The sequence below is a fragment of the Pseudomonas akapageensis genome (assembly GCF_011355085.1).
In the GTDB taxonomy this organism is placed as follows: Bacteria; Pseudomonadota; Gammaproteobacteria; order Pseudomonadales; family Pseudomonadaceae; genus Aquipseudomonas; species Aquipseudomonas akapageensis.
Genome location: NZ_VXCP01000054.1, coordinates 27,047 through 53,942, shown reverse-complemented (window position 1 = coordinate 53,942; position 26,896 = coordinate 27,047). Strand labels below are relative to the sequence as shown.

Sequence of the window (26,896 nt, the reverse complement as noted above, 5' to 3'; positions counted from 1 at the left end):
TTACCGGACACTAGTGACGCTGAGCGTGGGAACGAGATGGCGTCAGGGTTCGTATCCCTCGACAATAATCACCTCAGCCTTCGCCACCCCTTGGCGAAACCCGCAAGCCTCCTGATACTCCGCCGACCGATAACACGCCACCGCCTGCTCATACGACTCGAACTCGATCACCACACTGCGTTGCGGTGTCTCCCGGCCTTCCATCGCCTCCGAGCGCCCGCCCCGGGCCAGAAGCTTGCCGCCGTACAGCGCGAATGCCGCCGGTGCGCGCTGGGTGTATTGCTGATACTGCTCAGGGTCGGTGACGTCTACGTGGGCAATCCAGTAAGCCTTCATGTGTAACCTCGCTGACGGATAAATATGTATTATGGTATACCATAATATTCAATCCCCGCTACGCGATTGCGGGCGCACCAGATCAAGCAGGTTATCCCTGGATTTGATGCTCTGCAGGATGATGTCCGAACGGATGTCGGTCACCCCTGGCGTGCGATGCAGCTGATTGACGATAAAGTCGGTGTAATGCTTGAGGTTGCGGGTGCGCACGCGCAGCAGGTAGTTGCTGGCGCCGGTGATGATGTAGGCGTCCGCCACTTCCGGCCAGCGCTGCAGGGCTTCGATGAAGCGTTCGTGCCACCCCTCGACATCCTGGCGCACGTTGACGTTGACCATCGCCTGCACTTCGATGCCCAGTTGCTCGGCGTCCAGGCGCACACCATAACCGGCGATGATGCCTTCGCTCTCCAGGGCGCGCAGGCGGCGCAGGCAGGCCGAGGGTGAGAGGGAAACCTTTTCCGCCAGTTCCTGGTTGCTCATGCGTCCGTCCTGGCTCAGGCAGGCGAGGATGCGCAGGTCGATGCTATCGAGTTTGGCCATTGCAGAATGCACTCTTTGAAGGGCAATTATTCGAATAATATTCGAATATTCAGCCATCCCATGCTCATGTTCGCAAGATAATTCTCTCTCGACGCTCATATCATTTCTCTCACCAAACCGAGAGCGATCATAACAATGAGCCATGAGCCCGCCTGGTGGGATATCAGCCCGCCCTTGAACCCCCAGACCCCAACCTGGCCCGGTGACACACCCTTTGCGCAAGAGCGTGTCTGGCAACTGGGCGCGGATTGTCCGGTCAATGTGGGGCGCATCACCCTTTCACCGCACACCGGCGCCCATGTCGATGCGCCGCTGCATTACAGTGCCGACGGCCTGGCCATCGGCGCCGTTGCACTGGACACCTATATGGGGCCGTGCCGGGTCATGCACTGCCTGGGCTGCGGCCCGCTGGTCGAGCCGCGCCATATCGAACACCTGCTGCAGGATGTGCCACCACGCGTGCTGCTGCGCACTTGGCGGCAAGCGCCGCTGACCGAATGGGACCCGGACTTCAGCGCGGTCGCCCCGGCCACCGTCGAGCTGCTGGCCAGCCTCGGCGTGCGCCTGATCGGCATCGACACGCCATCGCTCGATCCGCAGAGCTCCAAGACGCTGGACGCCCACCAGGCCATTGCACGCGCTCATATGGCCATTCTCGAAGGCATCGTTCTGGATCTGGTACCGGAAGGTGACTACGAGCTGATCGCCCTGCCCCTTCGCTTCACCGACCTGGACGCAAGCCCCGTGCGCGCCGTACTCCGCCCCCTGAAAGGAAATCAAGCATGACAACAAAACAACACCTGCTCGAACTGGACCAGGCTGACCCGCTGGCCCCGCTGCGCGACGAATTCGCCCTGCCCGAGGGGGTCATCTATCTCGATGGCAACTCCCTCGGCGCCCGCCCCCACGCGGCCCTGGCCCGTGCGACGCAGATGATCGAAGAGGAATGGGGCCAAGGCCTGATCCGCAGCTGGAACACCGCCCAGTGGAGCACCCTGTCGACCCGTCTGGGCGACAAGCTCGCCGGCCTGATTGGCGCAGGCAAAGGCGAAGTGGCAATCACCGATACCACTACCGTCAACCTGTTCAAGATCCTCGCAGCCGCCTTGCGCGTGCAGGCTGACCGTGCGCCCAAGCGCAAGGTGATCCTGTCCGAGCTGCACAACTTTCCTGCCGATCTGTATGTGATCGAAGGCCTGGCCGACCTGCTGCAGCAAGGCTACGAGCTGCGCCTGATCGAACGACCGGAAGACCTGCCGGGGCAGCTCAACGATGAGGTGGCGCTGACCCTGCTGACCCACGTCAACTACAAGACCGGGCACATGTACGACATGGCCGCCACCACGGCCCTGGTCCATGACCATGGTGCCCTGGCCCTGTGGGATCTGGCCCATTCGGCCGGTGCCGTGCCGGTGGACCTGAAAGCCGCCAATGCCGACTACGCCATTGGCTGCACCTACAAATACCTCAACGGCGGCCCGGGCTCGCCGGCATTCGTCTGGGTAAAGCCTGCGCTGTGCGACCAGGCGTGGCAGCCCTTGTCCGGCTGGTGGGGCCACGCCCGCCAGTTCGCCATGGAGCCGCATTACGAGCCGGCTTCGGGCATCACCCGCTACCTGTGCGGCACCCAGCCGCTGGTGTCCCTGGGCATGGTCGAATGCGGCCTGGACATCTACGCCAAAACCGACATGCAGGCGCTGCGCAGGAAGTCCCTGGCCCTGACCGACCTGTTCATCGACCTGGTCGAGACGCGCTGCGGGCACTTCCCGCTGACCCTGGTCACCCCGCGCGCCCATGCCGAACGTGGCAGCCACGTCAGCTTCGAACACCCGCACGGCTATGCTGTAATGCAGGCACTCATCGCCCGGGGTGTGATCGGCGACTACCGTGAACCGCAGATCATGCGTTTCGGCTTCACCCCGCTGTACACCTCCTTCAGCGATGTCGGCGAGGCCGTGGAAGTCCTGTTCGACATCCTCGACAACGAAACCTGGCGTGACGCCCGATTCCAGACCCGTCACAGCGTGACCTGAGGAGCAGGACCATGAGCCAATGCCCTTATTCGCCAAACCCGGAATGGCACAACGCCCAGCTGAATTTCAAGGACGCCATGAGCTATGGCGACTACCTGGACCTGGGGCGCATCCTCAGCGCCCAGCATCCCCTGTCGACAGACCACAACGAGCTGCTGTTCATCATCCAGCACCAGACTTCCGAACTGTGGATGAAGCTGATGTTGCACGAGCTCAAGTCGGCCCGCGAACACGTCAAGCGCAATGAACTGCCGCCGGCATTCAAGATGCTGGCGCGAGTCTCGCGGATCTTCGATCAGCTGGTCCACGCCTGGACCGTGCTGGCGACCATGACCCCGACCGAGTACGCGGCGATTCGCCCGTCGCTGGGTCAGTCTTCAGGGTTCCAGTCGTTCCAGTACCGCGAGATCGAGTTCATCCTCGGCAACAAGAGCGCCGCCCTGCTGCAACCCCACGCCCACCGCCCAGAGCTGCTGGCCGAGCTGGAGCAGGCCCTGGCGACGCCGTCGCTGTACGACGAAGCGATCAGGCTACTGGCGCACGCGGGTCTGCCGGTCGATGCGCAACGCCTGAACCTGGTTGCAAGCGGGCCGACCGTACAAGACGACTCGGTGCAAGCCGCCTGGACGACTGTCTACCGCCATCCCGAACAGTATTGGGACCTGTACCAGCTGGCCGAGAAGTTCATCGACCTGGAAGACTCGTTCCGCCAGTGGCGCTTTCGGCATGTGACCACGGTGGAGCGCATCATTGGCTTCAAGCAGGGGTCTGGCGGGACGGAAGGTGTCGGGTATTTGCGCAAGATGCTTGATACCGAGTTGTTTCCGGAGCTTTGGCAGTTGCGTACTACTCTTTGAATTTCGCGGCGTCTGCATCGCTGGCAAGCCAGCTCCCACAGGGATTATCTGCGACCATTAATGGCAGGCTAGATACAAAACCTGTGGGAGCTGCGGTGCGACGATTCGACTTGCCAGCGATGAGGCCTTGGCAGGCAACATAAAGCCCCCTGCTAAGTTACCTGTCAGAGCTGACTCCCCCGCCCTTCCTGACGCTGCAAAGTCGCACTCGGCGCCTCCCCGAACTGCTTGCGATACTCACTGGCAAACCGCCCCAGATGAGTAAATCCCCAATCCATGGCAACAGCCGAGATATTACGTACCCCAGGCTGCTCCAGCAGCACCTGCCGCACGCAATTGAGGCGGTACTTCTTCAGATAAGCCATGGGCGACAGCCCCAGATACTTGCGAAACACCTCGAATAATTTTGATCGTGGAATGCCGCAGGCGCGCTCGATGTCTTCCAGACAGATCGGGCTCTGGGCGTTGGCCTCGATAAATGCGCGGGCCGCTTGCACGTAGTGCGGCAGTTTCACTTGCAGGCGTTGGCGCAGTTCGCCCGAATAGTTGTTCGGCTGGGCCAGGAGCAGGCCCTTGATCAACGCGCTTTCAATGTCACGACCGAAAAACACCTGATCATAAAGATCGCGGCAAAGGCTCAACTCGTCATTCAGATGGCTGACCATCCGCCACCACGAGGCACTGGCGCCCTCGACCGCGTCCATCACCGGTTCGAAGCACAATGGCGCATCCAGCGGGCGCTGCAACAACTGCTCGAGCACCTGATTGATCGAAGCCCGCGCAATGGCCACCTGCAGCTTGCGGCAGTCACCGGCAATGGTCAGCTCCTGCTGTTCATGGGGCGAGATGATCACCCCATGGGTACGGTCAGAACGCAGCAACCGGCCCTGCTTGGCCAATTCCTGCTCGCCCGTCAGCGGCAAGCTCAGGCTGTAGCAATTGAGGTTGGTTTCGGCGCTGATGCCGATGGTCACATCGGTCCCGTACTGCACCTGGCCGACCACCGTCGACAGGGACTTGAGCACATTGCCATGGTGCTGGAAATCCAGCCGCCCGGGTTGGCGCACATCGAGGGCGTGGGGACCGCACACATCGGCCATCCAGGAGCGCGCGCCCGCCGGATCGTAACGGTGCGCGGCCATGTCCTGGAAATGTCGATCTGGGCGGTTCATCACGCGGCACTCACGGTTGCAAAAATCACGCTCTGACGGCGCATCTGGTCAACATATAAAGCACATTTCGTACCAGAGCGCGGGCTGCTGAAAATAGCGACTTATCCGGATAGTAAATGCCCACTATCCGGCTAGCCATGACCACCTGTCGCGAACCTCTGCACCTGAGGTTACACCTGCGCTGCAGCGGTTTGTTACCGGTCGCGCAAGCGCCGATTTTATGGACTGGTTTTGCCCATTAAGCGGATAGACCCACTGGCCTGCCAAGCCCCTAAATGACACCCCTGATCAGCCCGATATCAGAGGTTAAAAACCCATGGATATTTCAAACAAGAATACAGCTCAATGGCGTGACTTCATCAGCGGCTGCCTGGACTTCCGCCCCGCCGAAGGCGTCTTCCGTATCGCCCGGGACATGTTCACCGAACCCCAGCTGTTCGACCTGGAGATGGAATTGATCTTCGAGAAGAACTGGATCTACGCCTGTCACGAAAGCGAAATCGCCAACCCCAACGATTTCCTGACCCTGCGCGCCGGCCGCCAGCCGATGATCATCACCCGCGACGGCAATGGCCAGCTGCACGCCCTGATCAATGCCTGCCAGCACCGTGGCGCAACCCTGACCCGCGTCGGCAAGGGCAACCAGTCGACCTTCACCTGCCCCTTCCATGCCTGGTGCTACAAAAGCGACGGCCGCCTGGTCAAGGTCAAGGCGCCCGGCGAATACCCCGAAGGCTTCGACAAGGCCACCCGCGGCCTGAAGAAAGCCCGCATCGAAAGCTACAAGGGCTTCGTCTTCATCAGCCTGGACGTCAACGGCAGCGACAGCCTGAAGGATTTCCTCGGTGACACCACGGTGTTCTTCGACATGATGGTCGCCCAGTCGCCCACCGGTGAGCTGGAGATCCTGCCGGGCAAGTCGACCTACAGCTACGAAGGCAACTGGAAGCTGCAGAACGAGAACGGCCTGGACGGTTATCACGTCAGTACCGTGCACTACAACTACGTGGCCACCGTGCAGCATCGCCATCAGGTCGACCGCGAACAAGGCCAGGCCGGCGACACCCTGGACTACAGCAAGCTGGGTGCCGGTGATGCCGAGACCGACGACGGCTGGTTCTCCTTCAACAACGGCCATAGCGTGCTGTTCAGCGACATGCCCAACCCGGCCGTGCGCCCCGGCTATGCCAGCGTCATGCCACGCCTGGTGGAAGAATACGGCCAGGCCAAGGCCGAATGGATGATGCACCGCCTGCGCAACCTCAACGTCTATCCCAGCCTGTTCTTCATGGACCAGATCAGCTCGCAGCTGCGCATCGTCCGCCCCGTGGCCTGGAACAAGACCGAAATCATCAGCCAGTGCATCGGCGTCAAGGGCGAATCGGACAAGGATCGCGAAAGCCGCATCCGCCAGTTCGAAGACTTCTTCAACGTCTCCGGCATGGGCACCCCTGATGACCTGGTGGAATTTCGCGAAGCCCAGCGCGGCTTCCAGGCCCGCCTGGAACGCTGGAGCGATATCTCCCGTGGCCACGACAAGTGGGTCGAAGGCGCTACCCCCAACAGCCAGACCCTGGGCATCGCCCCGGTACTGACCGGCACCGAGTTCACCCATGAAGGCCTGTATGTGAACCAGCACGCCAACTGGCAGCGGTTCCTGCTCCAGGGCCTGGATCAAAAAGCCCTGAAACTGCAGGAGGTGCAAGCATGAATCCGCAATTGCAATACCGCATCGAACAATTCCTCTTCCGCAAGGCCGAGCTGTGCGACGCCCAGGACTGGGATGCCTATATCGATCTGTTCGACGAGAACTGCGAATACCACCTGCCTCAGTGGGAATCGGAACACCAGTACACCACCGACCCCAAGCGCGGCATGTCGCTGATCTACTACAACAACCGCTCGGGCCTGGAAGACCGCGTGTTCCGTCTGCGCACCGGCAAGTCGGCGGCCTCCACACCGCTGCCACGCACACTGCACCAGATCAGCAACGTACGCATCAGCGAACTGGGCGACGGGCAACTGCGGGTCCTGGCCAACTGGCACACGCTGTACGCCCGCCTGGGCACCAGCGAACAGTTCTTCGGCCATGCCACCTACCACCTCAAGCCCGTTGGCGAGAGCTGGAAGATCACCCGCAAGCACATGCTGCTGCTCAACGACACGATCAATTCCGTGCTCGATTTCTACCACCTGTGATTGCCTGGGGACCTACACCATGAACCACAAGGTCGCTTTGAATTTTGCCGACGGCAAGACCCTGTTCTTTCCTGTGCAAGGCAACGAGCTGCTGCTCGATGCCGCCTTGCGCAACGGCATCAACATCCCGCTGGACTGCCGCGAGGGCGTCTGCGCCACCTGCATGGGGCGCTGCGAATCCGGCAGTTACGCCATGGATTACGTGGATGAGGAAGCCCTGTCGCCCCGCGACCTGCAACAGCGCAAGATTCTTGCCTGCCAGACCCGCGTGAAGTCCGACGCCTCCTTCTACTTCGACTTCGATTCCTCGCTGTGCAGCGCTGCACAATCGAGCGATGTACAGGCGGTGGTCAGCGCTGTCGAACAGGTCTCGCCGAGCACGGCGATCCTGCACCTGGATGCCAGCGCCGACCCACGCCAGCTGGACTTCCTGCCCGGCCAATACGCCCGCCTGCAGATTCCCGGCAGCGACGCCCGCCGTTCCTACTCCTTCGCCAACCGCCCCAACGAGCAGAACGCCCTGCAATTCCTCATCCGCCTGCTGCCCGATGGCGCCATGAGCAACTACCTGCGCGATCGCTGCCAGGTGGGCGATACGATCCGCTTCGAAGCCCCGCTCGGCGCGTTCTACCTGCGCCACGTCGAAAAGCCGCTGGTACTGGTGGCCGGCGGTACCGGCCTGTCAGCCTTCCTCGGCATGCTCGACGACATCGCCGAACGCGGCGGCTGCGGGCATCCGGTGCACCTGTACTACGGCGTACGCCAGGCCGCCGACCTCTGCGAACTGGCGCGCATCGAAGGCTATGCCGAGCGCATCCCGGGCTTTCGCTTCACCCCCGTGATCAGCGACGACGGCCCGCAATGGACCGGCAAGCGCGGCTTCATTCCCGAGCACTTCGACGCCACGGATCTGGGTGAGCAACCCTTCGACATGTACCTGTGCGGGCCGCCACCGATGGTTGAATCGGTCAAGAGTTGGCTGGATGCGCAGCCGTTCGATCATGGCCGGTTGTACTTCGAGAAGTTCACTGAAAGTAACAGCTAAGCCAAAACGCCCGGCAGGTTATCGACTTGTCGGGCGTTAGTTTTTTCAGACCTTTCTGATGGTTGCTTGGGAAACGTCTCAGTTACTCCCATCCCCTTTGCGTTAATTCTCTGACTCGGCACTTTGCTCGATTCCCGTTCATTCGTGAGTCGATGCAATCCATCGTCAGCAGAAAAAGGGGAATTCAATGGCTATTGGACATTTCATCCGTGTGGGTGACAAGACCACCTGCGGTGGCTAGGTTCAGGACGGAGATACAGGCTGGCTCATCGAGGGGCAACCTCGTGCTCGCGAAGGTGATCCGGTCACCTGCGGTGTGGACGGACAGACATACGCCATTGTCGGCGGGGTCTCGTACTTCCTGAGTGACGGCCGGCTCGTGGCCGGGACCCTGGATAGCTACAGCAATTGCCCCTGTAAAGCCGGTTTGGAGGCTTCGGTATTTTTTGCCTCCTACCAATCCAGCAATAGTGCGCCGCCAGCCACCAGGACCGCTGCTCGACCAGCAGACCATTCAACGCCGACGACATCCCGACTGGCTGATCAGCAGTTCGCAGAGAAAGCTTCCTCGCCACGCAGCGGATTCGGTGCAACAAGCACACAGAATGCGAATTCCGCAGTCTGTAACCATCCAGACCAGATGGAGGCGCTTGCTACATACATCGCCGATGAGATGAATCGCAACATCAAGCACCCTGCCGTACTTAGGATGAAAGAGTTGCTGAGCTACGACAGCAACACGACGGCAAGTAAATTCATGGGGCGGCCATGGTACGCCAGACTTGTGGGACGACCAGAGTTAAATACCATTGCATGGACGAAGCGGCTCGAGGCGATGGCGGTTTGGACTAAGCAAGTCCGGCCCGCATCTGACCGCCAGTTTAGGTGATGGGTTGCGGGCGTTTGATGATGTCGCCGATCGGGTATCGATCAATATCGGCATAAATCTCTACCTGCGATATCCCAATGGCGGCGTTTCCGCGAAAATCATCATGGACGAAGTGCTGGCTATTGCTCCAGAAGATTGGGGGGATGGCATTAATGTCCACGTCTGCAGGTGAATCACGCCTGGCTCGCTGGCGCTGGCTATGGGCGCCATTGTTGATATTGGCGCTATTGCCCCTGGCGCTAGTGGCGCTGGTATTGGTGGTGCTGTTTACAATTTCTTTCCGGAGGGGGCTTGTCCTTCCAGGTGCGACCATCCATTACCCCAAGGAGGCGAAGGAGGAGCTTAGATCCATCTGGAACGTACAGCACCGAATATATAAAGGGGGGTTGTCTCCCGGAAGCAGCACAAGCGATTACGGTCACTTGTTTCCAGATGAGAGATTCTTTATGAGGTTCGATTGGTGGGGTGAAAATTCGCGCCATCACTGCGTCAGCATCACCCCGAAGTGGCCCAACCTACATATCTATCTTGATGCCAATGGTGACATCGACCCTAGCCGCACCGACCTAAATCGGTTGAAAGCGTGTCCGGGGGATTTTAAGCCCTGAACAACCCTGCCCGGCGTTCAAATCTTATCTCGTTCCCACGCTCTGCGTGGGAATGCCGTGCCAGACGCTCTGCGTCGACCTTCGCGGGCGCAACGCAGAGCGTCGCTGGATGCATTCCCACGCGGAGCGTGGGAACGAGGAGGTACGGGTGCGCCTTAGGGTATCGATTGATAACGCGACTGCGCCTTGGCGCCTTTGACGAACACCTGATACGCCACCGCCAGCACCACCAGGAATGGAACACCGAACACCAGCGTCATCCGGAACGCCTCGGTAAAGTACGTGGTGATCATCACCGCCCCCATCAGCACCAACCCCAGCAAGGTGCTGTACGGAAACAGGCGCATGCGGAATGACAACGGCGCCCCGCCCTTGCGGTCATGGTAGCGACGGAAGAAGAAGTGGGTCAGGAAGATCATGAACCAGGTGAAGATGGCGCCAAACATGGAGATGGCCATCATCAGGGTGAAGGAGGTTTCCGGGAAGAACACGTTGAGCACGGCGGCAAGAGCAATGCCGATGCTCGAAAGCATCAGGGCGTTGACCGGGATGCCGCGCTTGCTCAGTGCGCCCATCGCCGCTGGTGCATGGCCGGCGCGGGACAGGCTGAACATCATGCGGGTGGTGATGTAGAGCTGGCTGTTCATGGCCGACAACGCCGCGATCAGGATGACGAAGTTCATCACGCTGGTCGCCCCTGGAATGCCGATGGCCTGCATGACCGTGACGAAGGGGCTCTGGCCCTGGCCGGCCTGGTTCCACGGCACGATGGCGAGCATCAGCGCAATGGTCAGCAGGTAGAACACCACCAGCCGGGCGATGGTAGCCTTGAAGGCTTTTTTCACTGCCTGCTCGGGGTTTTCCGCTTCGGCAGCGGCGACAGCGATCATTTCCACGCTCAGGTAACTGAAGATGGAGATGGTCACCGCCACCCACATGCCCTCGATACCATGGGGGAAGAAGCCGCCGTGAGCGACGTAGTTATGCACCCCGTACTGCGGATCGCCCGAGCCGAACACCACATACACGCCGAGCAGGATGAAGCCGACGATGGCGCTGATCTTGATCGCCGAAAACCAGTACTCGAAATTGCCGAAGGCTTTCACGCTGGTGGCATTGAGGCCGATCAGCAGGCTGGAAAACGACAGGATCCAGACCCATTCCGGTACGCCTGCGAACCAGTACTTCATGTACATGGCCACCGCGGTGACCTCGGCGCCAACGGCCAGCACGATCGCCGCCCAATAGGCATAGCGCACCAGAAAGCCAGCCAGGGGGCTGACATAGAATTCGGCAAAGGCGCCAAACGAACCAGAGGTCGAATGAGCTACGGTCATTTCCGCCAGGCAGCCCATCAACAGCAGTGTTATCAACGCACCGATGGCATAGCTGAGCAGCACGCTGGGGCCGGCGAAGCCGATGGCGAAAGCGCTGCCCATGAACAGCCCGGTGCCAATCGCACCGCCGATGGCAATCATGCTCATCTGCCCCGCCGTCAGTTGCCGTCGCAGCCCCTGTTCACGCCTGGAGATGGATTCAAAACCCTGGGTATCGGTCATTGCGGTGCTCTCAGATGGTTCTCGTGGGGTGTTGTCATTGTTTGCTGTCCAGAGCGCCTCCCTGCGCTGCTTGCCGGCCGGTCAGAACAGGCTCAGCGGGTAATCGATGATCACGCGCACTTCGTTGCTGTCGGCGGTGTCGGTGCGCGCCACTTGCTCGCTCGAGCGCAGGGTGGCTTGGCGCACGCGGACCGACAGGTCCCTGGCCGGGCCTGACTGGACCACATAACGCGCTTCCAGATCGCGTTCCCAGCGCCGGCCATCGCTACCGTAAGCGCCGTATACGCCCTGGCCGCCGTTGGGGCCGCCGTTGTAATGGCTGTCGTCGATGTTATCGCCGCGCACGTATCGACCCATGAAGCTCAGCCCCGGCACGCCATAGGCGGCCATGTTGAGGTCGTAGCGCAACTGCCAGGAGCGCTCGTTGGGTCCGTTGAAGTCGACGATCTGCACCGAGTTGGCGAGGAAGATCGAGGTGCCGGGCTGGCGGTCGAAGCCCAGGTAGTCGAAAGGCTCATCGCCGTTGACCCGCTGATGGGCCAGGGTAAAGGTGTGCGCACCCAGGCTGTAGGCGGCCGACAGCGACCAGGTGGTGTTGTCGATATCACCGGCCAGTTGGGCACCTTCATCGAGCGTGCGGTAGATATTGAAATCGAAGGCCAGTGCCTGTGCCTCGGCCAGCGGCAGATTGTAGTGGGCATTGGCGTAGTACTGGCGCCAGATGTCGGCGAACTCCGAGCCATACAGGCTCAGACTGAGGCTGTCGCTCAAGGCGTAATTGCCACCCAGATAATCCACGCGGCGGGTTTCCACGCCCGAATACAGCGAACGCAGGGCTCCGTCGGCATTGGTCGAATCGGCATCGTTGCCGGCAGTGAAGTGCCCGGCGTCCAGCTCAAGGCCCTGCAACTCCTGGCTGGTCAGCTGAAAACCGGTGGCGCGGGAAGTGAACAGCCGCGCGGTGCCGGTGCCGAACACCGGGTTGAGCGGGGTCAGGTTGCCATACTTGAGCTCCGTGCGTGACAGCCGCGCCTTGACCGCCCCGCCGGCTTCGGAATAGTCGTCCTCTGCCCGGCCGTCGGCCCCGACCGGCAGCAGCCCCGTGCCGGTACGGCCCTTGCCGCTGTCCAGCTTGAGCCCCAATTGGGCGTAGGCATCCACGCCGAAACCGACGACGCCCTGGGTGTAACCCGAGACATAGTCGAGGATGATGCCGTGGGCCCACTCGTCCCGATAATTCTGGCCGCCCGGGTTGTTCACGAAGTTGCGGTAAAAGTAGAAATTGCGATTGGTCAGCGTCAGGCTGCCATCTTCGATAAAACCCTTCGAAGCGGTCTCGCTGGCCTGGGCCCATTGGGCGAAACCCGCGGTCAAAGCCAGCGGCAAGACCGTCAACAGCATGGGGTTCATAAGCGCGTGTTCCTTGTTTTTATTGTGTTTACGAGTGGCTGACAGGCAGCGCGGGACCTCGGCACAAGGCCGGTTCCGGCAGGAAAATGATGAAGGGATATGCGAAGAATTTTCGTGCAAAGAAAGTCATCGATTGACGGTTTTTTCGTAGAAAATTCGAAACAACCGTCTTTTAGCGTGACTTTTCTTCGGTACGACGTGCGGTCGCGCTGCGGACCGTGCGAAACGGATCGCTGGATTGGCTTGATTTGTATTATGGCATACCATAACCACTTAACTGCCCGCACCGAGAATGACCCATGGCCTTTAACAGCATCGAAGAGATCCTCGAAGACTACCGGCAAGGCAAGATGGTCCTGCTGGTGGACGACGAAGACCGTGAAAACGAAGGCGACCTGCTGCTGGCCGCCGACCGTTGCACGCCCGAAGCGATCAGCTTCATGGCCCGGGAAGCCCGCGGCCTGATCTGCCTGACCCTGACCGACGAGCATTGCCAACGGCTGGGACTTGAACAGATGGTGCCCAGCAACGGCAGTGTCTTCAGCACTGCCTTTACCGTGTCCATCGAAGCGGCCACGGGCGTAACCACCGGCATCTCCGCCGCCGACCGCGCCCGCACCGTGCAAGCTGCCGTGGCACCCGGCGCCACCCCTGCCGATCTGGTGCAGCCGGGACACATCTTCCCACTGCGCGCCCGCGAAGGCGGCGTCCTGACCCGCGCCGGCCACACAGAAGCCGGGTGCGACCTGGCCCGCCTGGCCGGCTTCACCCCAGCCTCGGTGATCGTCGAAGTGATGAACGATGACGGCACCATGGCCCGTCGCCCGGACCTGGAAGTCTTCGCCAAGCGCCACGGCATCAAGATCGGCACCATCGCCGACCTGATCCACTACCGCCTGAGCACCGAACACACCGTGGTGCGCATCGGCGAGCGCGAACTGCCAACGGTGCATGGCACCTTCCGCCTGATCACCTATGAAGACCGCATCGAAGGCGGCGTACACATGGCCATGGTCATGGGCACCCTGCGTCGCGAAGACCCGACCCTGGTCCGCGTACATGTCATCGATCCCCTGCGCGACCTGGTCGGCGCCGAGTACACAGGCCCTTCCAACTGGACGCTGTGGGCGGCCCTGCAGAAGGTCGCAGCCGAAGGTCGCGGCGTGGTGGTGGTGCTGGCCAACCACGAATCGTCCCAGGCGCTGCTCGAACGCGTGCCGCAATTGACCCAGGCGCCACGCCAGTACCAACGCTCGCAGTCGAAGATCTATTCGGAAGTGGGTACCGGTGCGCAGATCCTCCAGGACCTGGGCGTCGGCAAGCTGCGCCACCTGGGGCCGCCGCTCAAATATGCGGGGTTGACCGGGTACGATCTGGAAGTCGTGGAGTGTGTGAGCTTTGAGGGTTGAGCTTCGAGGGATAACCCTGGGTCTTCGAGCGACCGAACAGTCGCTCGAGGACGGGTTTTCTACTTCAGATTGCCACTGAGGAACTGCTGCAGGCGCTCGCTCTTCGGATTGCCCAAAACGTCCTCGGGCGCGCCCTGCTCTTCCACCCGCCCCTGGTGCAGGAACAGCACCTGGTTGGACACCTTGCGCGCAAAGCTCATTTCGTGGGTCACCATGATCATGGTACGGCCTTCTTCGGCCAGCCCCTGAATGACCTTGAGCACTTCGCCCACCAGCTCCGGGTCCAGGGCCGAGGTCGGCTCGTCGAACAGCATGATCTCCGGCTCCATGGTCAGGGCCCGGGCGATGGCGACGCGCTGTTGCTGACCGCCCGAGAGGAACGCCGGGTACTGATCGGCGACCCGCGACGGCAGACCGACCTTGTCCAGATAACGCCGGGCGCGCTCTTCTGCATCCTTCTTGCTGACACCCAGCACCCGGCGCGGGGCCATGGTGATGTTGTCGAGCACGGTCATGTGGCTCCACAGGTTGAAGTGCTGGAACACCATTGCCAGGCGCGTGCGCAGGCGCTGCAGCTCATTGGCGTCGGCCACGCGCATGCCGTGGCGGTCATGGACCATGCGGATCGGCTGGTTGTCCAGGCTCATGGCGCCGTCGTTGGGCGTTTCCAGGAAGTTGATGCAACGCAGGAAGGTACTCTTGCCCGAGCCACTGGCGCCGATCAGGCTGATCACATCGCCGGTCTTGGCGTTCAGCGAAACACCCTTGAGGACTTCGTGATTGCCGTAGCTTTTGTGCAGGTTTTCAACGGTCAGTTTGTACATGTGCGCAAACGTCCTTTACGAATTAATGAGCCGGGCCAAGGAAAGACAACCAGCGGCGTTCGGCCAGACGGAACAGACCGACCAGGGAAAAAGTGACGGCCAGGTAGATGACGGCGGCAATGCCGAAAGACTGGAAGGTCATGAAGGTCGCCGAGTTGGCATCGCGAGCGACCTTGAGGATGTCCGGCACGGTGGCGGTGAAGGCCACGGTGGTCGAGTGCAACATCAGGATCACTTCGTTGCTGTAGTACGGCAACGAACGGCGCAGGGCCGACGGCATGATGATGTAGGCATACAGTTTCCAGCCGCGCAGGCCATAAGCCTTGGCCGCCTCGACCTCACCATGGTTCATGCTGCGGATGGCCCCGGCGAAGATCTCCGTGGTGTAGGCGCAGGTGTTCAGGGCAAAGGCCAGGATGGTGCAGTTCAAGGCGTCGCGAAAGAACGCATCGAGCACCGGCTGGGCGCGAACGGCGGCGATGCTGTAGATGCCGGTGTAGCAAATCAGCAACTGGATATACAGCGGCGTGCCGCGGAACAGGTAGGTGTAGAACTGCACCGGCCAACGCACCCAGACATTGGAGGATACCCGGGCGATCGACAATGGCACCGACATCACGAAGCCAATGAAAATCGAGGCGCTGAGCAACCAGAGGGTCATGGCCAGCCCGGTGATGTGAGTGCCGTCCTGGTAGAGGAAGGGTCGCCAGTATTCCTGCAGAAGTTCGATCATCGTACGGCCTCCCGGGTGCCAGCGGCGTAGAAGACTTCCAGCCGGCGCAAGATGTAGTTCGAAGCAGTGGTAATCACCAGATAGATCAGGGCGGCCAGTACCAGGAAGAAGAACAGCTGGTAGGAGCTCTTGCCCGCATCCTGGGCCACCTTGACCAGATCGGCCAGGCCGATGATCGAGACCAGCGCCGTGGCCTTGAGGATCACCATCCAGTTATTGCCGATACCCGGCAGGGCGAAACGCATCATTTGCGGGAACACCACGAAGCGAAAACGCTGGGCGCGTGTCAGTCCGTAGGCGGTAGCCGCTTCCATCTGCCCGCGCGGTACGGCGAGGATGGCGCCGCGGAAGGTCTCGGTGAAATAGGCCCCATAGATGAAGCCCAGGGTAATGACCCCGGCACTGAACGGGTTGATCTCGATGTATTCCCAGCCCAGGTATTCGGTCAGGCTGGTCAACCAGGTTTGCAGGCTGTAGAAAATCAGCAGCATCAGCACCAGGTCCGGCACACCGCGGATCAGCGTGGTGTAAGCCTGGGCCGGGACACGCAGCAGGGCCGATCTGGACAGCTTGGCGCTGGCGCCGATCAGGCCCAGGCCAACGCTCACCAGCAAGCACAGGAAGGACAGTTGGACGGTCATCCAGGTACCTTGCACCAGCAGCGGGCCGAAGCCCTTGAGGCTGAAGCCGGATAGACCCAGTATCTGCAACAGGTTTTCGAACATTGGGCAGCCCTTTGGCAATCGAAAAAGCGCCCATCAGTGGATGGGCGCAGGGTCGTTATTTTTTGGCGCTGTGGAGGTTCAGCTCGCCAAAATGCTGCTTCTGAATGGCGGCGTAGGTGCCATCGTCGTGCAGCGCCTGGATGCCTTTATCCAGAAGTGCCTTGAGCTCCTTGTTGCCCTTGCTGATGCCCACGGCGGTCTTCGCCGGCAGCAACTCGCTGTCGACCGGCTTGCTGACCTCGAAATCGGCACCTTGTGGCGACTTCAGGAAACCCAGCTCGGCTTGCAGCATGTCCTGGATCGAGGCATCGAGACGGCCGGAGATCAGGTCGGCATAGACCTGGTCCTGGTTGGCGTAGGCCTGGGTCTCTACGCCGGCCTTGTCCAGCACGGCCTTGGCATAGGCTTCCTGGATCGTGCCTTGTTCGTAGCCGACTTTCTTGCCTTTGAGCGCGGCCGGATCAGTACCAAGGGCCGCGCCCTTCTTGAAGACCAGGGCGGTCGGCCCCGAGAACAGTTCACTGGAGAAGTCGATGACTTTCTCGCGCGCAGGCGTGACCGTCATGGACGAGATCACACCGTCGAACTTGTTGGCCTTGAGGCCCGGAATCATGCCGTCGAAATCACTTTCAACCCACTTGCACTTGACCTTCAGTTCGGCACAGATCGCGTTGCCCAGATCGATATCGAAACCTACCAGGCTGCCATCGGCGGCTTTGGATTCGAAGGGAGCGTAAGACGGATCAACGCCAAAGCGCAGCTCCTTGTATTCCTTTGCCAGCGCAGAACCGGCAGCGACACACAAAGCCAATGCAGAAAGGGTCAGAAACGCTTTTTTCATTATTTTATTCCCTGGGACCAACAGAAGCGCTTGTGGCGCATGGGCATCGGTACTGCGCGCCGAAAGGGTCTTACGAACACGCAGATACTTGTACAGACAAGCATATGCAATCAGCCGGCCAATTCGTCGATCGCGTTTTGCAAAAAGTGCGGGAAGCGCTCTGGGATGGGGGTGACAAGCAGTTAAGCGCAAGAATGGGAACAGCCGCGATGCTGTTACCGCTGCACGATTCTGCACTTTGTTGGGGCGTGCGGTAACAAACCGAGGTGACTCAGTCGTCGGCTTTGGGGAAATTCCGGCAGCTCTTACGCGCTTTCATCTGCTCGGCGGTCGGTCGCTCATCGACCCATTTGGTCGACCTGTCGGAATAGATTTCCAGAAACCCCCAGCGCAGGTCTGCCTCGGTCTGGCCAGGCTTGGGCGGCTCGTACCACCACACTTCACGACAGATCAGCTTCATCTTTTTTCATCCTTTGCGCGTGTTGCTGGTCTAACTATAGCGGCTGCGCACACCTTGCCCGACTGGCCTCGCGGATGACCGGTAGCCCCAACCTCTTGCTAAAAGTTTGGAATACCATAATATGATATCCCGTAGACCGAATAATCGTTCACCCCGTCAAAGGGCTCGACCGACCTGCTGCTCCCGATAGGCGGGCATCTACAGCCCGCTCAAAACACAACAATGAGGGCGTACACATGGTGTTCAACAAACGTGCAACCGCACTGCTTTCAGCCAGCCTGCTGGCACTGAGCTGCACTGCAGCGATGGCAGCCGAGAGCATGAGCTTCGTCAGCTGGGGCGGTACGACCCAGGATGCGCAAAAGGCAGCGTGGGCCGAACCATTCAGCAAGGACAGTGGCATCAAGGTGGTCCAGGACGGCCCGACCGACTACGGCAAGCTCAAGGCCATGGTCGAAAGCGGCAACGTGCAATGGGATGTGGTCGACGTCGAAGCCGACTTCGCCTTGCGCGCCGCCAGCGAAGGTCTGCTCGAGCCGCTGGACTTCAACGTGATCAAGCGCGACCGGATCGACCCGCGTTTCGTTTCCGACCATGGCGTGGGCTCGTTCTACTTCTCCTTCGTGCTCGGCTACAACGAAGGCAAACTGGGCGCCAACAAACCCACCGACTGGTCCTCCCTGTTCGACACCAAGACTTACCCCGGCAAACGTGCCCTGTACAAATGGCCGAGCCCCGGCGTACTGGAACTGGCCCTGCTGGCCGACGGCGTGCCGGCCGACAAGCTCTACCCCTTGGACCTGGATCGCGCCTTCAAGAAACTCGACACCATCAAGCAGGACATCGTCTGGTGGGGCGGCGGCGCCCAGTCGCAGCAACTGCTGGCCTCCGGTGAAGCCAGCCTCGGCCAGTTCTGGAATGGCCGCGTCTACGCCCTGCAACATGACGGCGCACCGGTTGGCGTGAGCTGGAAGCAGAACCTGGTCATGGCCGATGTGCTGGTCGTGCCAAAAGGTTCGAAGAACAAGGACGCCGCCATGAAATTCCTGGCCAACTCAAGCTCGGCCAAGGGCCAGGCCGAGTTCGCCAACCAGACCGCCTACGCGCCGGTCAACCTCGACAGCGTCAGCCTGCTCAAGCCTGAGCTCGCACCCAACCTGCCGACGGCCTACGCCAAGGACCAGATCACTCTAGACTTCGCATACTGGGCTAAAAACGGCCCGGCCATCGCGACACGGTGGAACGAATGGCTGGTCAAATGAAAATGACGGCCGCGTCCCGTCAACCCACGCCCGCCGCCAGCGCCCCGAGCGCTGCCGGCGAGGCCCAAGGCAAGGCCAAGGTGATGAAAGACTCCACCTCCCTGGCTCAGCGTTGGCGCGGCGCCAGTAACCTGGTCCCCGCCCTGCTGTTCCTCGGCCTGTTCTTCTTCGCACCCTTGATCGGCCTGCTGCTGCGCGGGGTCATGGAACCCGTGCCGGGGCTGGGCAACTACGAACAGCTGTTCGCCAATTCCGCCTACGCCCGGGTGCTGTTCAACACCTTCTCGGTCGCCGGCCTGGTCACCCTGTTCAGCCTGCTGCTGGGCTTCCCGCTGGCCTGGGCGATTACCCTGGTGCCACGCGGCTGGGGCCGCTGGCTGCTGAATATCGTGCTGCTGTCAATGTGGACCAGCCTGTTGGCGCGCACCTACTCCTGGCTGGTGCTGTTGCAGGCGTCGGGGGTGATCAACAAGGCCCTGATGGCCATGGGCATCATCGACCAACCGCTGGAGATGGTGCACAACCTCACCGGCGTGGTGATCGGCATGAGCTACATCATGATCCCGTTCATCGTCCTGCCGCTGCAGGCGACCATGCAGGCCATTGATCCGATGGTGCTGCAGGCCGGTTCCATTTGCGGCGCCAGCCCCTGGACCAACTTTTTCAAGGTATTCCTGCCGCTGTGCCGTTCGGGCCTGTTCTCGGGCGCCTTGATGGTGTTCGTAATGTCGCTGGGTTACTACGTCACCCCGGCGCTGTTGGGTGGGGCACAGAACATGATGCTACCCGAGTTCATCGTCCAGCAGGTGCAGTCGTTCCTCAACTGGGGCCTGGCCAGCGCCGCCGCGGCGTTGCTGATCCTGATCACCCTGGTGCTGTTCTACTTCTACCTGAAGCTGCAACCGGAATCCCCGGTCGGCTCCAGTAACGCGAGGTAAGCCGTCATGCTCCTGACTCCCAACGCCATGAGCCGGCGCATGCGCTTCGGTCTCTACACGACCACGGGCCTGATTGCGCTGTTCCTGCTGCTGCCGATCGTGTTCATCGTGCTGCTCTCGTTCGGCTCCTCCCAGTGGCTGGTGTTCCCGCCACCGGGCTGGACGCTGAAATGGTACGGCCAGTTCTTCTCCAATGCCGACTGGATGGACGCGGCCTACGCCAGCCTCAAGGTCGCCATCCTGACCACGATCTTCGCGGTCGCGCTGGGGTTGCCGACGGCCTTTGCCCTGGTGCGCGGACGCTTCCGTGGCCGGGAAATGCTCTACGGCCTGTTCACCCTGCCGATGATCGTGCCGCTGGTGATCATCGCGGTGGCGGTGTATGCGCTGTTTCTCAAGCTGGGCTACACCGGGACGATGTTTTCCTTCGTGGTCAGCCACGTGATTGTCGCCCTGCCCTTCACCATCATCTCGATCATCAACTCGCTGAAGCTGTTCGATCAGTCGATCGAGGATGCCGCGGTGATCTGCGGTGCCTCGCGCCTGCAGGCGATCTTCAAGGTGACGTTCCCGGGGATACGTCCGGGCATGGTGGCCGGCGGCCTGTTCGCGTTCCTGGTGTCGTGGGATGAGGTGGTCCTCAGCGTGATGATGGCCAGCCCCACCCTGCAAACCTTGCCCGTAAAAATGTGGACCACCCTGCGCCAGGACCTGACGCCCGTGATCGCCGTCGCCTCGACGCTGCTGATCGGTCTGTCGGTATTGGTCATGGTGATCGCCGCCGCGTTGCGCCGGCGCAATGAAGTCAGCGCCTGAGCGCCAGGAGAACAACATGAGTGCCGTAATCCAAGACACCGCAGAACAAGGCAAGACCCTGGTCAGCCTGCGCAACCTGAACAAGCATTACGGCGACTTCGCCGCCGTGGACAACATCTCGCTGGACATCAAGGATGGCGAGTTCCTGACCTTCCTCGGCTCCAGCGGTTCGGGCAAGAGCACCACCCTGTCGATGCTGGCCGGCTTCGAGACGCCCAGCTCCGGGGAAATCCAGGTCAATGGCCAGTCGCTGGTCAACGTGCCACCGCACAAGCGCGACATCGGCATGGTGTTCCAGCGTTACTCGCTGTTCCCGCACCTGTCGGTGCGCGACAACATCGGCTTCCCCCTGGACATCCGCAAACAAGCCAGCGCCGAGCGCGAGCGCCGGGTCGAGGCCATGCTCAAGCTGGTTCAGCTCGAGCAGTTCGCCCACCGCCGCCCTTCGCAACTGTCCGGCGGCCAGCAACAGCGCGTGGCGATTGCCCGGGCGCTGGTCTACGAGCCGCGCATCCTGCTGATGGACGAACCTCTCGGCGCCCTGGACAAAAAACTGCGCGAAGACCTGCAGGACGAACTGCGCCAGCTGCATCGGCGCCTGGGCATCACCATCGTCTACGTGACCCACGATCAGGAAGAAGCCATGCGCCTGTCCCAGCGCATCGCGATTTTCAGCCATGGCAAGATCGTCGGCCTGGGCACTGGCTATGATCTCTACCAGAACCCACCGAATGCCTTCGTCGCCTCGTTCCTGGGCAACTCCAACTTCCTCAAGCTCAAGGCCCAGGGCAATGCCGTGGCCATGTTCGAAGGACAACCCCTGTCGATCCGCTTGACCTCTAGTCTGCACACCGACCAGGACGTACTGTTGATGGTACGCCCGGAAAAGGCCCTGGCCCTGAGCATGAAGCAGGCCGCCAGCGAACCGTTACCGGCGGGTTGGAACGAAGTGGCGGCCAAGGTGACTGAAGTGCTGTTTTTGGGTGAGAGCCTGACTTGCAGCGTGGTGACTGCTGGTGGAACGGCCATGACGGTCAAGGCGCTGTCAGCGGGTGGTATGCCGTTGTCGGCGGGGGATCAGGTCAAGGTGCGTTGGGCGGCTTCGGATGCTTGTGTGTATACCCAGTGGGCCGAGAGTGATTTGAACAAGGCGGCCGGGGCGCACTAAACGCGGCACCTCTCGTTCCCACGCTCCGCGTGGGAATGCCTCCTCTGACGCTCCGCGTCGCGACGCGGAGCGTCTACCACTGCATTCCCACGCGGAGCGTGGGAATGAGGCCCCCAGCAACCAGGCCTCACTGCGCCGGTGTTTCAGGCAAGTCGGTACGGTTCTGGCTCAGGTACTTGTCCACTGTAGGGTCTTCTAGCCCCTTGCCATCGGCCACTTGCCACAAGTGCCGCTCGATGCCCTGGGACAGCAGGTGCCCAACCGCCGATTCGATCGCCGACAGCACGCACAGTTGCGCCGGTTCGTTGGTGGTGTAGCCCACTTCCGCCTCCAGCAGTTTCTTGAACTCGATGAACTTGAACACCCCGGCGTTACGCGAGATCGAGTAGATGGTCTTGGTGGTCATCACGTTGGACAGCACCTGGCCGCTGCGCACATCCACCGCCCGCAGGTTCACGGTTACCTGGTCGACCCGGTATTCCTGCGAACCGCCGATCCCCAGGTAGCGCGCGCCCTCCCCGCCGCTGCGCACGTTGGTGTCGTAACCAACGATTCCGCCTTCGAGCATCAGGTTGGCCGCTTGCAGCGGCGGCAGTTCGCCCTGGATGTTGACCGGTGTATTGGGCTTTTTCTGCGAGGCGCGGATGATCTTGCGCTCGGTCAGCAGGTTCTGCAGGCCCTCGCGTTCGAGCACCACGAACCAGCCACTGGCTTGCAGGGCATCCATCAGCATGCTCGCCGCGCCCTGGGTCACGCTGGTGGAGAACGAGCTGTCCGGCGTTGGCTTGTATTGCCCGGTCTGGTCGCGGAAGCCGTAGACCACTGCCACCAGCCGCCCTTTGGGGCGAGGCATGTTGATCAGATCGTAATAGGTCGAAGCGCGTGGCGTAAGGGTTGGTATTTCAGCTTCCTGCTCGGCTGGCATGGGGGTGCGTATGGCCGTGCATCCCTGCAAGGCCGCTACCAGCGTGACCAACAGCAAAATTCTTTTCATGGTCTGTCATCCCGTTTGACGTTGGATCAATTGGCGCCGAGCCCATCGACGACGATTTCCGAAATTTCACCGCTGGCCTTGTCAGTCACCTGAATGGTCAAGGCGCCCGAGTCATCGATGATGTTGACCAGGAAGTCGTCGGTCTGCAGGCTCCCGGTCTTGCCGTTCTGGACGTCGTTCAACAATTGCGACAACAACCGCGACTGGACCTGGCTGGTAAACCGCTCCAATGGCGAGGTGCCGGCAGTGGATCTGTTCAGGCTGGGGTCGTTATGGTCGTTCTGCGCCTGCGCCTCGTTGAGCAGAAAGGTCCCGTTGAGCGGGTTACCGCCGAAGTTGGGGTTGACCGGGGTGTAGACCAGTTGAGTCGCGTTGACGGTACCTGCCAGCAACAGTCCGGTTGCCAGAGTGATCGAGAGCGAAGGGATTTTCTTGTTCATATTTCGTCCTTCTCCAAATCGGTTGTGTCCTGCAATAGAATTTCGAGCTTGCGCTGGGCGATCTGGTTCTTGACCAGGTCGGCGGCCTCGGTGGCAATGTCCTCCATCTGAACGGTGTTGGGCGCCAGGAAGCGCCGGTATAACGTGCGTTGTTCAAATTCGACCCAGATCAGGCTGCCCCAGCGAGGGTTGGGGCGTTCGCGGACCACCAGGTTGAAATCCAGGCGGCTGGTATTGCGCAGCCGGTCGGCAAAGCCGTTGTAGAAGTCGTGGCCGATGCGCGAAACACATTGGTCGACGATAAAGCCCTTCATCTCATCTTCTTCATCGGCCTGGGCCACGCCGGCCAGGCTGAGCGCTACCAGCATGCAGGCAACGCTTCGCCGCAAGCGGCAGGCGGCGGTCATACGAGGCTGCTGTTGGTGATAGCCGAACATGGACGCTCTCCTTACTGACTTGTAGCGCCAAGGGGGGTGGCTGGCTGCGCAGGACCTGTAGGTGCTGCAGGACCGGCTGGGCTGTCGAGAAAGGCCTTCTCGGCAACGAACTGCCAGTCCGCATGTGTCTTCAAACCTTCGAAATCCGACCACTGCGCCGGGAAGTTCGTCTGTATCAACGGCTTGCCCTCGTCCTGACTGTAGACGCCCGTTATGCGCCCGTCGATCGAATGCAAAAGTCCCCAATCGAGACTGTTGGTCAGCGGGTCCGGATAGAGCCTGCGCAGGTGCCGCTGTGGCGACGGAAAGCGCTTGTCCTCGAGTAAATCCTCCAGCTCCTTGGGGTATTGCGCCAGGCCCGGCGAGGACCGGTAGTAGCTGCGCAACGCCTGGGCATACTGGGTGCCGACCCAGAGCAGTTCGCGTTCGCGCTGGCGTTGCCCGATCGTAGACCAGACTTCGCCGGCCGTGGCCAGCAGCGAGCCCATCAACACGATCAGGAACAGGACTCCTAGATAAGTAAAGCCCTGCTGAGCGCAGACGGCGCTACCACTGGGCGTATTGGCTGCCATCACGCGCTCTCCCGGTCGCACCGCTTTTCACATCGGCCACCCCGCCGGCCACGCCATCGGGCGGTGGCACCAGCACCCACATGTCGGTGCGTTCGGTGATCGGGTCCAGCGGCAGGCTGCGCAGGTAGCGCTGGGTGACCATGTCTTCGATGGAATCGGGATAACGCCCGGTGTCACCGTAGTAATGGTCGAGCGCTTCGCGGATCACCGACAGGCTCTGGCGCAACGTGGTTTCGCGCGAAAGCTCCAGACTGCTGAAGTAGCGTGGCACGGCGATGGTCATCAACGTCGCGATGATCGCCATGACCACCAGCAGTTCGATCAAGGTAAAGCCCTGGTTGCGTCGCATGTGATCACCAATCCTTGTAGGCAATGCCATTGAGGCCCTTGCCACGCGCATGGGAGTACACGTCAAAGACATCCTCGCCTTCACGCGGGTTGTCCACCGAACTGTCATAACTGCGCAGGCCCCAGGCGTCTTCGGGTTTCTGGTGCGCCGGAGCCAGCGGGTCCTGGGGGATGCGCCGCAGAAAGTAGAACTTCGCGCCCTTGGCACTGCGCACATCGCGCACGCCTTCGACCAGTACCCGCAGGTTTGGCGGGTAGCCATTGCTGTCGACCGACTTCTCGATATGGCCGGCATCGGCGGCGCGCTTGTAGGCATCGATGGCATCGCGGATCTGGTACAGCGCCATCTTCAGATCCTGTTCCTTGCCACGCCGAACCACGGTTTCGGTCAAAGGCGCGGCCATGGCCGCGAGCAACCCGATCAGCGCCAGGGTCACGACCACTTCGATCAAGGTGAAACCGCGTTCGGTCCTTTTCATGGCTGCGGCTTCGTCTGGATCGGAGCCACAGCGAGCGGCTGTGCGGCCATTGGCTTGGCGACGGCGTCCTTGGCGTCGTCGCTGCCTTCCACCACCGCAGGCTCCTGCATGGGGATGCGCATGCTGGTTTCGGTGCCCGAGGAGAACTCCATGTCCGATGGGCTCTGGTACGGCAGGTTGCGCACGATGCGTGGGGTGATCGACAGCACCAGTTCGGACTTGCCGACGGTATCCTTGTTGCTGCCGAACAGCCGACCCAGGCCAGGAATGTCACCCAGGCCAGGGATCTTGTTGCCGGTGGAACCATGGTCGTTGCGCACCAGGCCGGCCAGGATCTGCGTTTCGCCATCGTGCAGGCGCAGGGTGGTCTGGGCATTGCGGGTGTCGACCTGGACCGGGATGGTGCCATTGCGGGTCGGTTCCAGAGGCGTGGCGTTACTGACTTCCAGGGCAACCTTGATCGCCACCTCATTGTTCAAGTGAACGACGGGCGTCACCTCCAGCTTCAGACCCACGTCCAGGTAGGTGATGCTTTCGGTAATGACCGGGCCCTGGGTCGAAGGCACCGAGGTGGCGCTGACGATCGGTACCCGCTGACCGATGTGGATACGAGCCTGCTCCTTGTTGCTGACGCGGATGACCGGGCTTGCCAGGGTGTTGATGTCGTTGTCCTGGGCGTTGACTTTCAGCTGTGGCGACGGCGAGATGGTGATGCGGCCCGGATCGATGTGGCGCAACTGGTCGAGCAGCGTTACCGCCGAGCCGTCGGTGTTGACCACGCCAAAGGTGTTGGGCCATTGCAGGCCAAGCTCGAGGATGCGGTTGCGGGCGACTTCCATCACTTCCACTTCCAGCACCACTTCGGGGTTGGACTGATCCTGGGATTGCAGGAGCTTCTCGGCCATGCGCACGGCGTCTGGCGTGTCGCGCAGGCTCAGGGTGTTGAGGCGCTCATCGACGAACACGTCGCGGGTCTTGAGCATGGTCTTGACCATGTTCAGGGCGGTGTTGGCATCGATGTTGGTCAGGTAGAAGGTGCGCATCACCAGCTCCTGATAGTCCTTGGTCTTCTGCGGTGAATCGGGGTAGATCAGGATGGTGTTTTCGTTCACCACTTTCTGGTGCAGCTGGTTCTGCTGCAGCAGCAACTCGATGGCATCCTCGATGCGTACATCGCGCACGAAGATAGTGGCCTTGAGTTCTGGGCGAAGGTCCTTGTCGAAGATGAAGTTGAGCCCTGCGACCTGGGACAGCACCTCGAAGATGACCTTGAGGTTGGCATCGCGGAACTCCAGGGTCACCGGACGCTCCAGACGCGTACGTAGCTGCGGGTTGGGCACGTTGGTGCGGCTGTTCACTTCATCGATGCTGTGACGCAGGGCCAGCGCCCCATCGTTCTTGGGATCCAGGGCAAGGATATAGCGAACCTGACGCTCGGCACCGACCAGGTCACCCCGGCGCAGGTCGGTCTCGCCCTGGGTCAGACGGTCTTTCACGGTAGTCAGTTGTTCGAGCTGGCGCAGGGCATCCTTGGCACGCTGATTGTTCGGTTCGATGACCAGCACGCGCTGGTAACCCTGGGCCGCCGAGGCGAAGTCGCGCGTCGAGCGATCCAGGTCGGCCTGGGCCAGCAGCGCCGTGACCGAACGGGCGCGGGCGTGGTTCAATGCCAGGTGCAGCTCGGTATCACGCGGATTGTCCCGCACCCCTTCTTCCAGCCGGCTGATCCCCGCTTCGTATTGGCCTTCCTCGATAAGTGCCATCCCCTCCTTTTTTGCCAACGTGGCGCTGCAACCGGCCAG

General features: G+C 61.2%; 29 protein-coding genes. 11 read left to right on the top strand and 18 right to left on the bottom strand.

The features are described from left to right. Positions 1 to 42: 42 nt before the first annotated feature. Together F2S13_RS26735 and F2S13_RS26730 are read right to left on the bottom strand one after the other, a co-directional pair. Positions 43 to 336 carry a DUF1330 domain-containing protein gene (locus F2S13_RS26735; protein ID WP_166366585.1) on the bottom strand — a complete coding sequence of 98 codons (294 nt, stop codon included), beginning with the start codon at positions 334 to 336 and terminating at the stop codon, positions 43 to 45. A 48-nt stretch (positions 337 to 384) separates the two neighbouring features. Then, complete coding sequence (locus F2S13_RS26730; RefSeq protein ID WP_166366583.1) at positions 385 to 876, bottom strand: Lrp/AsnC family transcriptional regulator; 492 nt, start codon at positions 874 to 876, stop codon at positions 385 to 387. A gap of 135 nt (positions 877 to 1,011) precedes the next feature. Between F2S13_RS26730 and kynB the strand changes: the two genes are divergently transcribed. Genes kynB through kynA form a run of 3 tightly spaced genes read left to right on the top strand, consistent with a single transcriptional unit; the run spans position 1,012 to position 3,766 of the window. Beyond that, complete coding sequence (gene kynB / locus F2S13_RS26725; protein WP_166366581.1) at positions 1,012 to 1,662, top strand: arylformamidase; 651 nt, start codon at positions 1,012 to 1,014, stop codon at positions 1,660 to 1,662. Continuing rightward, positions 1,659 to 2,909, top strand: coding sequence for a kynureninase (gene kynU, locus F2S13_RS26720; protein ID WP_166366579.1), 1,251 nt, complete (start codon positions 1,659 to 1,661; stop codon positions 2,907 to 2,909). The genes kynB and kynU overlap by 4 nt, the downstream gene beginning before the upstream one ends. A gap of 11 nt (positions 2,910 to 2,920) precedes the next feature. Further along, positions 2,921 to 3,766 carry a tryptophan 2,3-dioxygenase gene (gene kynA / locus F2S13_RS26715; RefSeq protein ID WP_166366577.1) on the top strand — a complete coding sequence of 282 codons (846 nt, stop codon included), beginning with the start codon at positions 2,921 to 2,923 and terminating at the stop codon, positions 3,764 to 3,766. A gap of 164 nt (positions 3,767 to 3,930) precedes the next feature. Here kynA and F2S13_RS26710 read toward each other — a convergent pair whose 3' ends face one another. Beyond that, a complete protein-coding gene (locus tag F2S13_RS26710; protein WP_166366575.1) occupies positions 3,931 to 4,941 on the bottom strand; it encodes an AraC family transcriptional regulator in 1,011 nt (336 codons plus the stop codon). A 313-nt stretch (positions 4,942 to 5,254) separates the two neighbouring features. Here F2S13_RS26710 and antA point away from each other — a divergent pair, with 313 nt between their 5' ends. From antA to antC, 3 genes are read left to right on the top strand one after another with little or no spacing between them, the layout of a single operon-like run. After that, a complete protein-coding gene (gene antA, locus F2S13_RS26705; protein WP_166366573.1) occupies positions 5,255 to 6,649 on the top strand; it encodes an anthranilate 1,2-dioxygenase large subunit in 1,395 nt (464 codons plus the stop codon). Beyond that, positions 6,646 to 7,137 carry an anthranilate 1,2-dioxygenase small subunit gene (gene antB, locus F2S13_RS26700; RefSeq protein WP_166366571.1) on the top strand — a complete coding sequence of 164 codons (492 nt, stop codon included), beginning with the start codon at positions 6,646 to 6,648 and terminating at the stop codon, positions 7,135 to 7,137. The genes antA and antB overlap by 4 nt, the downstream gene beginning before the upstream one ends. A 19-nt stretch (positions 7,138 to 7,156) precedes the next feature. Then, entirely contained in the window at positions 7,157 to 8,182 is a 1,026-nt protein-coding gene (antC, locus tag F2S13_RS26695) for an anthranilate 1,2-dioxygenase electron transfer component AntC (RefSeq protein WP_166366569.1), read from the top strand. A gap of 881 nt (positions 8,183 to 9,063) precedes the next feature. On the opposite strand, the gene F2S13_RS26690 is transcribed toward antC, so the two are convergent. The 3 genes from F2S13_RS26690 to F2S13_RS26680 all read right to left on the bottom strand — a co-directional run bounded on the left by F2S13_RS26690 (position 9,064) and on the right by F2S13_RS26680 (position 12,648). Continuing rightward, positions 9,064 to 9,384, bottom strand: a complete 321-nt coding sequence (locus F2S13_RS26690) for a hypothetical protein (RefSeq protein ID WP_166366567.1) — start codon at positions 9,382 to 9,384, stop codon at positions 9,064 to 9,066. Positions 9,385 to 9,834: 450 nt separating this feature from the next. After that, a complete protein-coding gene (locus F2S13_RS26685; protein ID WP_166366565.1) occupies positions 9,835 to 11,238 on the bottom strand; it encodes an amino acid permease in 1,404 nt (467 codons plus the stop codon). Between the two features lie 81 nt (positions 11,239 to 11,319). Continuing rightward, entirely contained in the window at positions 11,320 to 12,648 is a 1,329-nt protein-coding gene (locus F2S13_RS26680; RefSeq protein ID WP_166366563.1) for an OprD family porin, read from the bottom strand. Between the two features lie 299 nt (positions 12,649 to 12,947). Here F2S13_RS26680 and ribBA point away from each other — a divergent pair, with 299 nt between their 5' ends. After that, positions 12,948 to 14,057 carry a bifunctional 3,4-dihydroxy-2-butanone-4-phosphate synthase/GTP cyclohydrolase II gene (ribBA, locus tag F2S13_RS26675; protein WP_166366561.1) on the top strand — a complete coding sequence of 370 codons (1,110 nt, stop codon included), beginning with the start codon at positions 12,948 to 12,950 and terminating at the stop codon, positions 14,055 to 14,057. 59 nt (positions 14,058 to 14,116) lie between these two features. Here the strand turns inward: ribBA and F2S13_RS26670 are convergent, their stop codons facing one another. From F2S13_RS26670 to F2S13_RS26650, 5 genes are all read right to left on the bottom strand, one after another. Next, complete coding sequence (locus F2S13_RS26670; RefSeq protein WP_166366559.1) at positions 14,117 to 14,881, bottom strand: ABC transporter ATP-binding protein; 765 nt, start codon at positions 14,879 to 14,881, stop codon at positions 14,117 to 14,119. A gap of 22 nt (positions 14,882 to 14,903) precedes the next feature. Further along, entirely contained in the window at positions 14,904 to 15,614 is a 711-nt protein-coding gene (locus F2S13_RS26665) for an ABC transporter permease (protein WP_166366557.1), read from the bottom strand. Next, positions 15,611 to 16,339: an ABC transporter permease gene (locus F2S13_RS26660; RefSeq protein WP_166366555.1), complete on the bottom strand. Its 729-nt coding sequence runs from the start codon at positions 16,337 to 16,339 to the stop codon at positions 15,611 to 15,613. Before F2S13_RS26660 ends, F2S13_RS26665 begins: the two co-directional genes overlap by 4 nt. Before the next feature lie 55 nt (positions 16,340 to 16,394). Continuing rightward, positions 16,395 to 17,180, bottom strand: coding sequence for a transporter substrate-binding domain-containing protein (locus tag F2S13_RS26655; RefSeq protein ID WP_166366553.1), 786 nt, complete (start codon positions 17,178 to 17,180; stop codon positions 16,395 to 16,397). Between the two features lie 271 nt (positions 17,181 to 17,451). Then, entirely contained in the window at positions 17,452 to 17,640 is a 189-nt protein-coding gene (locus F2S13_RS26650) for a hypothetical protein (protein WP_166366551.1), read from the bottom strand. Positions 17,641 to 17,876: 236 nt separating this feature from the next. On the opposite strand from F2S13_RS26650, the gene F2S13_RS26645 reads away from it, so the two are divergent. Genes F2S13_RS26645 through F2S13_RS26630 form a run of 4 tightly spaced genes read left to right on the top strand, consistent with a single transcriptional unit; the run spans position 17,877 to position 21,824 of the window. Beyond that, positions 17,877 to 18,902 (top strand): polyamine ABC transporter substrate-binding protein, encoded by a 1,026-nt coding sequence (locus F2S13_RS26645; RefSeq protein ID WP_166366549.1) that lies wholly within the window; start codon positions 17,877 to 17,879, stop codon positions 18,900 to 18,902. Beyond that, complete coding sequence (locus F2S13_RS26640; RefSeq protein WP_166366547.1) at positions 18,899 to 19,840, top strand: ABC transporter permease; 942 nt, start codon at positions 18,899 to 18,901, stop codon at positions 19,838 to 19,840. Before F2S13_RS26645 ends, F2S13_RS26640 begins: the two co-directional genes overlap by 4 nt. Positions 19,841 to 19,846: 6 nt before the next feature. Further along, a complete protein-coding gene (locus tag F2S13_RS26635) occupies positions 19,847 to 20,656 on the top strand; it encodes an ABC transporter permease (protein ID WP_166366545.1) in 810 nt (269 codons plus the stop codon). A gap of 16 nt (positions 20,657 to 20,672) precedes the next feature. Beyond that, a complete protein-coding gene (locus tag F2S13_RS26630) occupies positions 20,673 to 21,824 on the top strand; it encodes an ABC transporter ATP-binding protein (protein ID WP_166366543.1) in 1,152 nt (383 codons plus the stop codon). A 127-nt stretch (positions 21,825 to 21,951) separates the two neighbouring features. Here the strand turns inward: F2S13_RS26630 and F2S13_RS26625 are convergent, their stop codons facing one another. The 7 genes from F2S13_RS26625 to F2S13_RS26595 form a co-directional block, all read right to left on the bottom strand. Beyond that, positions 21,952 to 22,818 carry a CsgG/HfaB family protein gene (locus tag F2S13_RS26625; protein ID WP_166366541.1) on the bottom strand — a complete coding sequence of 289 codons (867 nt, stop codon included), beginning with the start codon at positions 22,816 to 22,818 and terminating at the stop codon, positions 21,952 to 21,954. 26 nt (positions 22,819 to 22,844) lie between these two features. Beyond that, positions 22,845 to 23,258 carry a curli assembly protein CsgF gene (locus F2S13_RS26620; protein WP_166366539.1) on the bottom strand — a complete coding sequence of 138 codons (414 nt, stop codon included), beginning with the start codon at positions 23,256 to 23,258 and terminating at the stop codon, positions 22,845 to 22,847. Continuing rightward, positions 23,255 to 23,626, bottom strand: coding sequence for a curli production assembly/transport protein CsgE (gene csgE, locus F2S13_RS26615; protein WP_425500252.1), 372 nt, complete (start codon positions 23,624 to 23,626; stop codon positions 23,255 to 23,257). The genes F2S13_RS26620 and csgE overlap by 4 nt, the downstream gene beginning before the upstream one ends. Before the next feature lie 80 nt (positions 23,627 to 23,706). After that, the gene (locus F2S13_RS26610; protein ID WP_166366537.1) at positions 23,707 to 24,267 is read right to left on the bottom strand and encodes a type II secretion system protein; all 561 of its coding nucleotides are present in this window, start codon (positions 24,265 to 24,267) and stop codon (positions 23,707 to 23,709) included. After that, positions 24,242 to 24,616 carry a type II secretion system protein gene (locus tag F2S13_RS26605; protein WP_166366535.1) on the bottom strand — a complete coding sequence of 125 codons (375 nt, stop codon included), beginning with the start codon at positions 24,614 to 24,616 and terminating at the stop codon, positions 24,242 to 24,244. The genes F2S13_RS26610 and F2S13_RS26605 overlap by 26 nt, the downstream gene beginning before the upstream one ends. Before the next feature lie 4 nt (positions 24,617 to 24,620). After that, on the bottom strand, positions 24,621 to 25,094 hold the full coding sequence (locus F2S13_RS26600; RefSeq protein ID WP_166366533.1) for a type II secretion system protein: 474 nt from the start codon (positions 25,092 to 25,094) through the stop codon (positions 24,621 to 24,623). Then, positions 25,091 to 26,857, bottom strand: coding sequence for a secretin N-terminal domain-containing protein (locus F2S13_RS26595; protein ID WP_425500251.1), 1,767 nt, complete (start codon positions 26,855 to 26,857; stop codon positions 25,091 to 25,093). Before F2S13_RS26595 ends, F2S13_RS26600 begins: the two co-directional genes overlap by 4 nt. Positions 26,858 to 26,896 lie beyond the last annotated feature (39 nt).